Annotated in this window: 10 protein-coding genes and 1 pseudogene; all 11 read left to right on the forward strand. The window is 58.2% G+C overall.

Annotated features, from left to right (window positions below):
- Positions 1 to 2369: pseudogene (locus SB4_RS15820) on the forward strand (hypothetical protein); the annotation flags it as partial.
- Between the two features lie 230 nt (positions 2370 to 2599).
- The gene (locus tag SB4_RS15825; protein WP_193753849.1) at positions 2600 to 2992 is read left to right on the forward strand and encodes a hypothetical protein; all 393 of its coding nucleotides are present in this window, start codon (positions 2600 to 2602) and stop codon (positions 2990 to 2992) included.
- Positions 2992 to 3672, forward strand: coding sequence for a hypothetical protein (locus SB4_RS15830; RefSeq protein WP_058753340.1), 681 nt, complete (start codon positions 2992 to 2994; stop codon positions 3670 to 3672). Before SB4_RS15825 ends, SB4_RS15830 begins: the two co-directional genes overlap by 1 nt.
- A 16-nt stretch (positions 3673 to 3688) precedes the next feature.
- A complete protein-coding gene (locus tag SB4_RS20620) occupies positions 3689 to 4138 on the forward strand; it encodes a DUF6950 family protein (protein WP_082670237.1) in 450 nt (149 codons plus the stop codon).
- The gene (locus SB4_RS15840; RefSeq protein ID WP_153006280.1) at positions 4131 to 5762 is read left to right on the forward strand and encodes a phage tail protein; all 1632 of its coding nucleotides are present in this window, start codon (positions 4131 to 4133) and stop codon (positions 5760 to 5762) included. Before SB4_RS20620 ends, SB4_RS15840 begins: the two co-directional genes overlap by 8 nt.
- A gap of 8 nt (positions 5763 to 5770) precedes the next feature.
- A complete protein-coding gene (locus SB4_RS15845) occupies positions 5771 to 10489 on the forward strand; it encodes a phage tail protein (RefSeq protein WP_153006281.1) in 4719 nt (1572 codons plus the stop codon).
- Complete coding sequence (locus SB4_RS15850) at positions 10489 to 10836, forward strand: hypothetical protein (protein ID WP_058753344.1); 348 nt, start codon at positions 10489 to 10491, stop codon at positions 10834 to 10836. Before SB4_RS15845 ends, SB4_RS15850 begins: the two co-directional genes overlap by 1 nt.
- Positions 10837 to 10843: 7 nt before the next feature.
- Positions 10844 to 11623 (forward strand): hypothetical protein, encoded by a 780-nt coding sequence (locus SB4_RS15855; RefSeq protein WP_058753345.1) that lies wholly within the window; start codon positions 10844 to 10846, stop codon positions 11621 to 11623.
- A 49-nt stretch (positions 11624 to 11672) separates the two neighbouring features.
- Positions 11673 to 11954, forward strand: coding sequence for a hypothetical protein (locus SB4_RS15860; protein WP_193753851.1), 282 nt, complete (start codon positions 11673 to 11675; stop codon positions 11952 to 11954).
- A 159-nt stretch (positions 11955 to 12113) separates the two neighbouring features.
- The gene (locus SB4_RS15865) at positions 12114 to 12458 is read left to right on the forward strand and encodes a hypothetical protein (RefSeq protein WP_058753347.1); all 345 of its coding nucleotides are present in this window, start codon (positions 12114 to 12116) and stop codon (positions 12456 to 12458) included.
- A gap of 663 nt (positions 12459 to 13121) precedes the next feature.
- Positions 13122 to 13610, forward strand: a complete 489-nt coding sequence (locus tag SB4_RS19780; protein WP_153006283.1) for a hypothetical protein — start codon at positions 13122 to 13124, stop codon at positions 13608 to 13610.
- Positions 13611 to 13690 lie beyond the last annotated feature (80 nt).

A 13690-nucleotide genomic window follows, 5' to 3' on the forward strand; every position in this document is an offset into this window, starting at 1 on the left:
ATTGGGTTTGGACCCTAAATACCAGCATGGCAAATGTTGGTAGTCTCGTAGTTGATCTCGCGCTCGAAAGCGCTCAGTTTATCGCCGGTCTTCGGAATGCGTCGCGTGCGACGCAGCAGACCGCATCGCAAATCACGAATGCGATGAACATCGCGAAGAATGCCGCCATTGGCTTCGCGGGTGGCTTCATTGGCGCATTCTCGTTCGACATTATTCAAGAACGCATCCAAGAGGCGTTCGACTACGGTGACGCCATCGTTGATCTCGCTGACCGTACCGGCGCAACGACCAAGACGATTCAGGAATTCCGCTACGCTGCCCAGCTTTCCGGCTCCTCGGTTGAGAATGCCGATGCGGCGGTGGAGAAATTCGCAAAGAACCTTGGCGCGGCGCAGAACGGCAACAAGGCGCTAACGAAAACCTTCCATGATCTTGGCGTCAGGAGCGCAGATACCGACACCGCGCTCAAACAAGCGATGGACGGTATCGCGAAACTCGGGGCCGTGACTGCCCGGAATCAGAAGACAATCGAGTTATTTGGTAAGTCAGCGGGCGACCTCACCCTTCTGATGTCCGATGGGTCGAAGGGTTTCAACACCCTCGCCGATGCCGCAGAATCCTACGGGATCGTGCTGGACGACCACCTGTTGCGCAACGGCGGGCAGGTGAATGACCAACTCGACACGATGAAGATGATCGTCAACGCCCAGATGGCGGGCGCAATCATCCAGAACGCAGACGCCCTGATGGCTTTGGCGAATGCCTTCACGCAGGCCGCGACTGCCGCCGCCAACTTTTTCGCTCAGATGGACGTGCAGAAGCTGATGTCTACTCAGCAGAGCAATCCGCTGAAATGGGATGTGCCGCACGTCATCGGCGCTCGGCTGTCGGGCAAATCTATTGAGCAGATGCAGGCCGATGATCGCGCGGAATTGAAAAAGACGAAGGCCGGCCGCCAAGCGCTCCATGATGACCTGACACGTCGCTACAACGACAACATCCGGGCTGGCCGCAATAAGAATGACCCCGACATGCAAGCAATGCGGGGCGAACGGGAAGACATCGCCCGGCTGGAAGCACGGTCCCGGCATGGCCTGAGGGTCACGCCACCAAAATCGACCAATGCACTTCTCCCCAAACCTGACGCAGCCTCAAAGAAGAAAACTAGCCAGACACTGAAGAGTGATGGTGAACTGTCGGCGGCATGGGACCGCACATTCCTTGGCGCACGCGCTGACCTTTATCGTTCGCAAGAGCGAATGACCAACGATCCAACCGAGCGCCAAGACCTCGCGGCGAAGCAAATTCGCAATCGCTATTACATGAACGCCGATGACATCGACATGCAGACCGGCAGCGATAAGGAAGTCAAAGAGGGTAAGAAACGTTACACCGCTGCCCAAGCCAAACTGTTGAAGGAAATCGAACGCGAGATATTCAACACAGAATACGACGCAACCATTCGGGATCGTGATGCAGAGATTACGCGGGATCGGCTTGACCTCGCATTGGCGGGAAAGCAACTCGACGCCGATATGCTCTCGGCAGAAATGGCGCTCACCCGCTCGACACGGGATCGTCGCGACAAGTCGTTGGCGCTGGTTCGCAACCAGTTTGATCAAGAGCGTCTCCAGCTTGAACACACGATCGAATTGGAAAAACTCGGCAAGGCAACCCGCGCTGAACGCGAGGCGGCGGAAGCCCGGTTGAAGGCCCTGCCCGCTCTTCAAAATCTCGCTGAAGACGGGGTTAGGCGTCAGAATCAATCGCCGTTAGAAGTTTATCTCGACGCAATTCCGAAGACCAATAACGAACTCAACTATGCGTTTGAGAATGTCGAAGTCGAAGGCCTGAAGTCGCTTCAAGATGGACTGATGGGCATCATTGATGGCGCGAAGAGTGTCGGCGAGGCGTTCACCAGCATGTCGAAGACGATCATCAATGGTTTGATCAACATTGGCCTTCAGCAAGCGATCATCAAACCTCTCGGTAATCTTTTGTTTGGTGGTGGTGAGGGTGGCGGCTCAGGCCTGTTGGGGTCGATCTTTGGGAGCTTGCTAAAGGGGTTGAAGGGCGCACGCGCAAACGGCGGCATGACATCACCCGGCAACTATCTTGTAGGTGAACGTGGTCCGGAAGTCGTGGGCATCGGTGCCAATGCGCGAGTGACGAACAACAGAGAACTCCGGTCGCTTGCCGCCAATGATAACGCGGGCGGTCTTCACATCAACATCAACGGGCCGATCACAAGCAATGACCCCGCCATGGTCCGCGCTATGGTGGCAGAGGGCGTGATGTCAGCAGTGCCGCTCATCACGAGGCAAGCGACCGATTCCACGCTCAAGAAGCTGCAACGTCGGACGATCTAAGCCCACGAGCTAAATATCTCGTGGCCAGTTTCCCTATAGATTTCCCCATATATTCGCCTGCGACCGAACGCCTTGTTCTGGATCGCGTCCAATCCGCGACCGAATCGCCCTACTCGAAGAAGGTTCAGGTCGTTCACCAAGCCAGTCAGTGGAAGTTGTCTTGGTCGTGGCCACGGATGCGCATCCCGCGCGCTGAGGTGATAGCGGCTTGGGGCCTGAGCCTCCAAGGCATGGTCGGTTCATTCCGCTTCTACCCCAATCGCACAATCGTGAGCGGGCTGACGGGCCGCACTGTCGCGACCAAGGCCTATGCCACAAACAATGCCGTCAGCGTCTCGGGATGGGCCGCAGGGGCTCTCTCGACCCTTCGAGTGGGTCAGTGGCTCACCATTGGGGCGCAGCTTCTCAGGATCACCGAAGCTGCCGCCGTGGCGGATGCAAATGGCCGCGTGACGGTGCGGTTTGAACCCGCTCTCCGGGCAGATTTTGCCGCCGGGACAGCGGTGGAGTTCGCTCGCCCCTTCGGTGTCTTTCGTCTCGCGATCACCGATAGCCCTGCATACACCCTCGACCCCGATCGCGTCGCCGATTTCGGCACGATTGAGGCGCGTGAAGTCGTCTGATGCGCGACAACATGACGCCGCAGGTGATGAGCGCGATCACCGCCCCCGCCATCACGTCCTATCTCGCCGCACGGCTGGAATTCGCCAACGAAACGCTATTCGTTTGGACTGGCGCGCATCCGATCCAGCCCACGGGATCAGGGGACAGCTTGCTTGATGGCAACACCTTCGAGCCGGTCGCGAACGGCGTAGCTATCCAGATCGGCGACAACACATTCAGCTATAGCGGCTCGGACGAATTCACCATCAGTTTAGCGGTCCCCGCCAGTCCCAACGTCACGCTTGCGGCGGCAGAGGCTCTCCCGGCTGAATACCTCACCCGTCCCGCCACCATCTGGCGCGCCATTCTGATCCCGCAGGCCGATCCGCTCGCACAGCCGATTTGGATGTTTCGGCGGGTCCGAAGCGGCGCGATGGATAAGGTCGAAATCCAAAACGATGGTCGATCCCATAACTTCACGCTGACGATTGAGAGCCATCAGTCACTCGTTTTGAACGCGACTAATCAAACTTATCTCGACCAGAAGAAATACGACCCCACAGATACGTCTCAAGACTATGCAGCGAGCATCGCGAGTGGTGATCCTGCACCCGCAAAGGCTGTCGCGAATGGTGGTGCCACGGGTTACGGCGGCAGATCACCTGACGGAAGTGTGCACCAAAATCAGGTAGACTACTGATCAACCTAAATAGACGATGGAAGCCATCGTCCGTTACCCCGATTGGGAAGACCGCCTTAGAACTTATCTTGACCGCGTAGAATATGACCCGTTCGTTTGGGGCCAGCATGATTGTGCACTCTTCGCTGCATCATGCGTCAGAGCCCAAACCGGCGTTGATCCCGCCGTCGCGTATCGCGGCACCTATGACACTGCTAACGGCGCACGCACCGCGCTTCGCGAGCTTGGCGCGGGGACGCTCCTAAAGACCGTCAAATCGTGGTTCGGCGAACCCAAGTCCGTCCATTTCGCTCAACGCGGCGACATCGTGATGCGCGATGCCACCACAGTTGGCGTCTGCGTCGGCCAATTCAGCTTCTTTGTCGGTGAGGAGCAAGGCGTCGATCGCCTCGCCATAATCCCGACCCGCGATTGCCGTTACGCCTTCACCGTACCCTTCGAACTCCCGGTCGTATCCGGTGAGTAAGGTCATCAAATCGGTCGTGATGATCGCCGTGGCCGTCGCGGTCATAGTCTATGCCGCCCCTTTGTTGGGCGCAGTCGCGTCGCTCTACGGCGCATCCGCAGCCGTCGTCACGGCCATCACTTCCACGGTCGTCGGGCTTGGTGTCTCGCTCGCGTTGGCGGGCGTCGGGACACTCATCCGCAAAGCACCGCAATCCGTCAGCCAGTCGATGGCCGACCGGCTGCAAAACTCAGTCGTGCCCTCTGCACCCCGCAAGATCGTCTTCGGCCGCACTGCCGCAGGCGCAGATGTTCGCTTCTTCGAAACGTGGGGCAGCAAGAAGGACCGCTATGCGCAAGTGATCGCGCTCGCATCCCACAAAGTCACGATCCGCGACATCTATCTTGAAGACGACCTGACGTGGACGAGCGGCGCGCTCGTTGCCCACACGGATGGCATAAACTTTCTTCGCGCGATCAACGAAGGATCGTCGGCCAATGCGCAGCCGCTCGGTTCCGGGGCGTACTGGACCTCATCATCCCGGTTCACCGGCTGTGCCTATCTGGCGATAGATTGGAAGCTCGACAGCAAGGCGTGGCCTCAGGGTATCCCCCAGCGGGTAATCACGATTGTCGATGGTTGCCCTGTCTACGACCCTCGCCTCGACTCAACGGCGGGTGGTTCGGGTCCGCACCGGGCCAGCGATCAGGCGACGTGGGAATTCGTCCACTCTGGTATCGAGATTGGCCGCAACCCCGCCCTCGCCCTCCTGACCTACCTGATTGGCTATCGCCTCAACGGCAAACTGTTGTGGGGCATGGGCATTCCGCTCAACCGCATCAATCTTGACAACTTTCGCGTCTATGCGAACGTCTGCGAAGAACGTGTCGTCACCGCCGATGGCTCGACCGTGCAGCGCTACACCGCCGATGGGATCGTATCGACCGCCGATACCCATGAGACGGTGTTGTCCGCCCTCACCGCCGCCATGGGGTCGTGCAAACTCACCGACGTGGGCGGCACATATGGGCTTGTGGGCGGCTATGACGACACGCTTGGTCCGAAACAGGCCTTTGACGAAAGCGATTTGGTCGGCGGCATGAACTCCCCTGCCCCCTATAGTTGGGTGCCCAGCGGTCCTGCCCGCGAGACCTACAACATCGTGCGTGGCCGGTTCGCCGATCCCGCCCAGCTTTTCCAATTGGTCGATTGGGGCGTCATCGAGACGGACAACCTCCCTGATGGCGTCCCGCGCACGCTCAGCCTCGACCTTGGCTTCGTCTCTCGTGCGGAAACTTGCCAGCGGATCGCCAAGCAATTCTTGATGCGGGAAGCCAAGACGCCCGGCTTCTTCACCGCGACATTCGGTCCAAAGGCATTCGCGGTTCAGGTCGGCAGTCTCGTAACGCTGAGCCTGCCGTCGCAGGGCTGGAATAACAAACTCTTCCGCGTGCAGTCTCAGACCGAAAATGACTTGATGATTTTCCAAATGACACTTCGGGAAGAATCGTCGGAAGTCTATGCGTGGGATCGAGAAGAGAAACCGCTGCCCGCCGTCGTCCGTCCCGGCGGCTATGATGCGAGCGCATGGCTCCCTGTTGAGGGCCTGAGACTATCGACCGCCGCCTATCAGGGTGTCGGCTAAATATCTTCGTGAGCGAAGTTTCAGAAATCAAAGTCGAATGGACACCGCAGGCTTCTGGGCGAGTGTCGAGCATCCAAATTCAGTCTCGTATCCGTGGCCAATATGCGGGTGCCGAAGAGGGCTGGACCGAACAAGCCGCTGCCCATGACCCCACGGCGGGCAGCTTCACCTTCTCCAGTAATGCGCCCGGCACTGACGTTGAGGTTCGCGCCCGCTACCGCATGACCAGTGGCGTCTATGGGGCGTGGTTCCAAGATGGGATCAGGACTGCCCGCGTCACCATTCCCTATGTCGATCTCACTGGTACGCCGTCCCGCCTCGCCGACATCAATCCCGGTGAGGGCGGCAAGCTCGGCGGGATCGCACCCGGCGCAGATGTCACGCGCGACAACACCGCCAAGGACACAGCCAGTGTCGGCGGCACCCCTGCCGCCACTGTCCGGGACAATGCCGGTAATGCCATTGCGGCCATCCGGGACGCGTCGGGCCAGATCATCAAATCCGTCGACCTCATCGCGAAGGCGGACGCCGATCGCGCGGCAGCCGCAGCAGCAGTCGAGAAGGCGAAAAGTGAACTCACGGCGAGCGTCGCCGCGACCAACACGACCGTTGCGACCGTTCGACAGGAAGCCGCGCAGGTTCGCACCGACCTTGCGCCTCAGATCACCGCCGCCCGTGACGCAGCCGCAAAAGCCAGCGCCGACCTTTCCGACGAAATCGCCCGAGCCAAGGGGGCGGAAGGCACGATCTCGACTACCGTGACGGCAGCCCAAAAGCGTGCCGATGATGCGTTCACCGCCATCTCGACAGAAACGACCCAACGCGCTGATGGCGACCGCCTCCTCAGCCAGCGTCTCGACACGGTTGAAAGCACAGCGACGACCGACCGTGGCAATCTCACGAGCCGGATCACGCAGGAAGTCGCGACACTGGTCAGTCGGGATGACGCAATTGGTCGGCGGGTAGATAACGTAGTGGCGCAGGCCAGCACGGACCGCAGCGACTACAACGCGAAGATCAATAGCGAGGCGACAGCGCGAGCATCTGTCGATCAGGCCCTATCCAACAAGGTCGATGTCGTGGAGGCAAGGCTTCGCGGCGATCAGGATAGCGGACTATCAGCCCGCATTCGTGATGAAGCGACCGCCAGCGTCACGCGCGATGCCGCTATCACGTCGCGCACAACCAGTCTGGAGAGCAAAGCCGCTTATACCGCCGATCAAGTCGCAAAGACCTTCCCCGGCTTTGAAACCACTTCGACCATATGGGGGTGGCAGACCGAGCTTGGCGGGCGAAACACCGGCAACGTCGGATGGGAGCCCAATCATACAAAGGGCGCTGGCGTCGCGTTCGCGCCCGGCATGGGCTCATGGCTCTATATGGACCCGGCGGGCTGGATCAAAACCACTCCGGGCAAGCGTTATCGGGCTGGAATTTGGGTGTGGCAGTGGTCAGCCCCCAACGGATATGGCGGACACACTCGCGTCTATTGGGAAGGCGCAAACAAAGAATATTCGGCCAACACATATCTTGGTGCGACAAGCACTGCTCCTGAAGCGACCGATGGCTTCTATACGCCCATTCCGAATGGCGCTTGGCACTGCTACGCCAGCGATATTCAGGTCGATGACGCGATCGTGAGCAATACGAATTGCTATTGGATTCGCCCCCGCATCAACGTCGACAATATTCCAACGAACGGCGGCTACGTCATTGCCGGTTGGTTCTTCCGCGAAGTCACGGGTGAATGGTCGAACGCCGCCAAGATTACGGATGAGGCAACTACCCGCGCGGGACAAGATGCAGCTATTGGCAATCGTCTTCAGATTGTTGAGGCTAACTATGTCACGAATGCGCAAGCCGACGCGAAGGTCAGCGCTGAGGCGACGGCGAGAAGCAATGAAACGTCCGGGCTGGCGAACCGAATAGGCAGTGTAGAAACTCGCTACAGTGGCGCGGGTAATCTCGTGACGAATTCCGACCTCACATCACTGGACGGATGGCAGATCACGTCACAGCCCGCAGGAACGAGCTTCGATCGGAATGGCGGCGGTGACTACTGGAACATCACGGGTGAGAATTCCATCACCATCGGAGAAAATGGAGTCGCGAGCACTCTTTGTGAAATCGTCAGCGCGCCTGTCGCGGTAAAGGGTGGCGACTATGTTCAGGGGTACGCCTTCGCCGCATCCCATCGTGCTAACAACTGGGTCAGCATCTTCTTCTATAAGCGCGACGGGTCGTGGAACGGCTATGCGGGCGAGTTCACAAGCGCTCGCTATAACAATGGCGGTCCTGATCTTGGCGGTTGGGATCAGACCGGCGCGAAGTCAGTCCGGGTGCCAGACGGCACCGCCACCATGCGGCTGGCGCTCAGGAAGTATCAGACGTTCAGCAGCGAGGCGGGGAGCATCGCGTGGTTCATCCGCCCCTATCTCGGGTTTGCGCGACAAGGGCAGACGGAGTGGAATCCCTACACACCCGGTTCCGCCAAGGCCGTGGTCAACGCCACGAATGCCCGCATCTCGGACGAAGCTACGGCATCGGCGAACCGTGACAGCGCGATCAGTAATCGTGTTGCGACCACCGAGAGCCAGATCAGCGGTGGTCAGGATAGCTGGCTCGCGGCTCGCATCCGCGATGAAGCTACGGCCAGCAATAACCGGGACAATTCCATCAGCAATCGTGTCGCGACGACCGAAGCACAGTTTCGCGGTGATCAAGATAGCGGGCTCAAGACGCTTGTCCGAAACAACCGGCGCAATCTGGTTGATGTCGGTTGGTGGAAGAAGGGTGCGGCTATCCCGTGGGGACTGAACGGCGGGCAGCGCAACGAAATCGTGGAGTTCCCCCATGGCGGCAACTTTGACAATTTGCCTATGCCTGATGGTTCGTCGGGCGATGCGTGGCTCTGTCAGGCGGATGGAAGTGGTCAAGGCGCAGGGGGATGGAACAGCGGCATCATAGCTCCACTTGACCCTGACAAGACCTATCGTTTCATGATCCCGATTGCGACCTTGGGCAGTGGAACACGTACTTCATATTGGGGCACTTCGAACGTCTGCGACATCAACACAACGACTGAAAACGGAAATCCGTATTTCGCTTACATTGGGAATCTAACACCCAACAAATGGCACTTGTTCGTTGGCTATCTCTTCCCCCGAAATAGCGCAGGAAAGACCCACGCTGGCGCTGGCGTTTGGGATATGGCAACGGGCATCAAGATCGCGGATGGTTGGAATTATTGCTTTAGGCCTGATGGCTTTCAGCCGAGCCACCGCGCCTACCAATTCTATGCCACGAATGGCGCATATCAGGCCTTCGGTCGTCCGATAATCGAACTTGTGGATGGTTCAGAAGCCCCCATCTTTGCAGCGCTGGCCGCATCGAAATCTGCGACTAATGCTCAAGCACGTATCACCGATGAGGCTACCGCCAGCGCCAATCGCGACAATGCTCTGTCGAACCGGATCAGCACCACCGAAAGCCAAATGTCAGGCGGTCAGGACTCATGGCTCGCGGCTCGCATCCGTGATGAGGCCACAGCTTCTGCCAATCGAGATTCGTCCCTGTCAAACCGCGTCGCGACTACTGAAGCCAATTATGCTGGCGTTCGCAATGACCTGAACAATTGGAACGGCGATCGATATCAGGACTATTTGCGGGTGAATGGTCGCGTCACGGACGAAGCCACCGCCAGCGCGAACCGCGACAACGCTCTCTCCAACCGGGTCAGCACGACGGAAGCGCAGATTGCCGGAGGTCAGGACTCATGGCTTGCCGCGCGCATCCGTGATGAGGCGACGGCATCGGCAAGTCGTGACGCCTCAATCAGCAACCGCACGAGCGTGGTCGAAGCACAGGTCAGCAACGACAGCGGCAACATGTTGCGCAATGGCACTTTCAATGCACCCGGTTGGGTTGGGCGTGGTGGCGCTGCTATACCACCGGGTTGGGGCGGCTGGGCGAATGATAATGGCGCGTTCCTTGGCGCAAGCCCGCGTGACAGCAGATACGGAGCGCCCGCCCCCCTTCAGATCGATCGCGGCGGCATCAATAACGGGATCACGCAGCCAATCTACAACGTCGCACCCGGCTGGTATGCGTTCGAGGTCGATGTCACGGGCGAAGACGGCAACTGGTCTGGCTCAGGCGTCCACGTCAATTTCAACAATGGCTATGTCTTCAACTTCGGGTTCGCGACCAATGCGGACACCGCCGGGCGCTTCGGTGACATCGGCACGGCCAACCGCCAGTTCACATGGTTGTTTTACAACGGTGCGAACACCGGCAATGCCAATCTCTACTTGATGTCCGGTTGGTCTGGCTTCCAAGGCGGGACGAATTTCGGCTTCTTCCGCAGCGTTTGGCACCGCGTCGTCATGCGCCCCGCGACCGCTGGCGAGATTGCTGCGCAGAAGGTCCAAGACAGCAATCTCGTAGCCCGTGTTTCAACCACCGAAAGCGCGATCTCGACCCTCAACGGACGCGCCGCCGCCTATTGGCAGGTGCAAGCCGTCGCGGGGAATAACCGCGCGCAAATGACCGTCCGCGCTGATGCTAACGGAGGCGGTGGCGTCGATATTGTCGGTGATGTGAATTTCGCGGGAAACTTGAACGTCGGCGCAGACAGCGGCGGCAATCGCATGAAGATCACAAATCAAAACATCCAAGTCTTTGACGGCAATGGTACCCGCCGTGTTGCGTTCGGACTAAATTTCTGATGGCGGACGGACTACGCGTTTGGGACGCTGGCGGCACCCTGATGTTCGATGAAACAAGTCCGGTGATCAAGTTTCTCGGAACCGTCACGATCGGCTTTCCGCCCGGCGGCAACAATCATACTGGAGATGCGAAGACCGGCAGCATCTATGACGCCCGGCTTACGCAATACAGTCAGCATGTCGCGTTTTGGTGCCGGATAGACGGTAAGTTCGACAGCGGCGGCTTCGATGCAACATGGCGGCAAGAAGGCAACTCGCTAATTTGGACGTATCCGCGCGATGTCGCCTACTACAACGGCTACATGTATAATCGGCCAGAACAGACGATCGTCTACGGCATCCGCTAAGTAGAAGATGGCACAGGGTTTCGAGATATGTGACGCGAATGGGAAGATGCAATTTAACGGGGATATGCTGACTTACGCATTGCGCGTGAGCGGCACGACCTACGTAGAAGACCGCAAAGTTGGGAACACCTGTCCCACGAGTTTTCTTATCCCGACTTCGCAGACTTATCCCAACGCACTGATCGTCATAGGTGGGGGCAACGGCTACGCGGCGGCAAGTGCCGGGATTTGGGGCAGCACTGGCCAGAAAATCTATGGGACGAATGGCGCGCCCGCTGGTACCCCATTCACGTATTACATCTTCGAGAAGTCGAACACGATCCCGGCCAGCGGTTTCGGCTTGGAAGTCCGTAACGCCGCGAACGAAATCACCTTCTCCACCAATCAGCGAGTGATGCGCGTCCTCAACCTTCTGAGCGGAAACACCGTGGATGGAGAGCAAGTTGTGACCTACGGCGGGCGGCAACTTGCGTTTTGCCAAGGCGCATGGGCTGGCCACCGCATTAGCGGCGAAAAAAGCTATTACGGCGATGGCGGTGGTGGGCCGACCAGCCCCGACCAAGATACAGGGGGCGGCAACAGCTATTCGTCGTGGCAAAACGACGGCAAAATCTATGGCGGATTAGTCGCCGACAGTGGGCAAACCGTTCGAACGCGAATGGTGAGTTGGGACGATGTGCAGATTGGTCCCGGCCCCGACACTGATCAACCACCAGACTTCTACATTCCTCTCAACATGTTCGTCGTGGATGTCACAGGCGTGCCGGTCGGGCAGCAATTTTACTAAATACAACATGGCTGAACAGACACAGATTACCGACGAACAGGCGCAGGAAATGCGCACCCGCCTCGCCCACTACGAACGCCAAAAGGCATATGAAGCCGCGCTCCAGCGTCACGACGTTTACCTCGCGATAAAGCCGCTGGTCGAAAGTGACGCCTTTATCGACGTGCATGAGCAGATTGCCGCCATCCGCAATGATGGCCCCAAGGATGACAGCTTCTTCGGCATTGCGATCGAGGCAATTTTCAACGGGATGACTGGGCTTGGTATTCAGGTCGCGAATTGGACCGCGCCTGCCGATCCCGACGCCTCGACCCCGGTGGCGAATGCGTAAGCGCTCATGGCGGGGGTTAGGCCCGACCGCGATCCACTACGCGAAGATCGTTTGGGAAATCCCTGCCGTTAAATCCGTCGCTCTGACGTGGCTCATTCGGGCAGGCCTGTCAGCATCAGGCGCTGCCGCCCTGACCGCGATTGTGGACGCGGTGGCGCGATGATGTTCGAGACATCCTCGCTGATTGAATGGGCAGCGGGGCTGGCGACTGTTTCGACCGCCGCCGGGCTCATCGTCCGAGCGATCACCAAGGAGGCGATGAACAAGATCGCTCTTCTCGCTGACAAGCATGACGACCTGAAACATCAGATCAAGAACCAGACCGCTCGCATCGACGCGGTCGAACATCTGCGGACGGCGGATGTCGAGCGGATCGTCAAGTTAGAAAGCGCGGTGCAGGCGATCGACAAAGCGATGGAGCGGGTCGAGCGCGGGCAAGACAAGCTCACTGACATTGTCAACGACCGCTTCGACACACTGGCCGAAGCTATCCGCAAAGCCTGAGTTCACTTCCACACTATCTTCAATAGCGTAGCGCACGCGAAAATGGCGATTGGCCCGCACATCACGACGATCGCCGCCAAAGCATATCCGGGCTTACCGCCGTCAACGAACGTCTTAACGATGTCCACAAGGGCTTGCCATTTGTTCACTGGGCAGACTCCGTCCAAGAAAAAATACGTTTCCTTGGCGGGGAGCGGCCTATTAGCCCTTCGGGTGATAGGCACACATTGCCGCGCGTTCGTCAACCTTTACGTCGTGTCGGAAAGCTCCCCACACTACGTAGCCGCCATCGACCACATGGACGGTGCCGATCAGTGCCGCCGCCTAACGCAGCGACAGGGCTTTATTCATTAGCGTGATACTCTGCGCGAGCGGAGGACGTTACTCGCCGCGTTGAAAGCCCTGACGTGTAGCATGTGAGATTAAATCCCTATCGGCTCAAATCCCTCTTGGATTCTAAATCACGATAACTACCTTCGAAAATTATAAAAATCGGGGGATCGCATGGCCAAGCGACGTAATAAGCGCGTTTCGACGATTTATCGACTTAAGCGATCCCAAGCGACGCTCGACTTTGTAGACGTTGACATTGAGCGGGACACAAAGGTTTTTGTAAGCCCCCGTGCCCTATCGCTCATGCACACGGATTGGGGGGACGGATGCGTGTCCCTGATCCAGAATTTTTTCGAAACCATTCTCTTAAAAATTAAAGCAGGTGACAATGCGGAAGCGGAAGCTTTGCTTGGCCAGTTGCGTGAGCCAAACGAAACCCACCTTGGGTTGTCTCGCGGAAGATCGCGCGGCAGAGCGTTGGGTGATGGGTCGGCGCACGACGTATGGGGAGCTCTAAGCCGAAGCGAAGCGGCCAAAACAGGCATGGTGCAGGACCTCGAAGATACCGTATTGCTGATACCCAAAATAGGCGTTGACATTGTCTCAGATGTCACCACGAATATTATTCGAATGCCTCTTATTGAATATACCCAAGAGCAGTGCAGACAGCTTGGTATCCCATTACAAGAGGGCGTTCCGTCAGGACCGCTTTGGAATCCTGCGTCTCGCGAGTGGTTCTCAAAATATGTTGAACTACCAATGACGGCGGAGGGAAAGCTTTTACTAGGGTCCAAACCCAATCAGCATCTTGAGTGGTGACAGTTTTCCTGATTCACTGGCGTGTGGATCAGGAGGAATGAGGCATGGCGCTATTCTGGTTGTCGGATGAAGCGTGGGCG

Origin of the sequence: Sphingomonas sanguinis (genome assembly GCF_001476905.1) — a bacterium.
GTDB lineage: Bacteria > Pseudomonadota > Alphaproteobacteria > Sphingomonadales > Sphingomonadaceae > Sphingomonas > Sphingomonas sanguinis_B.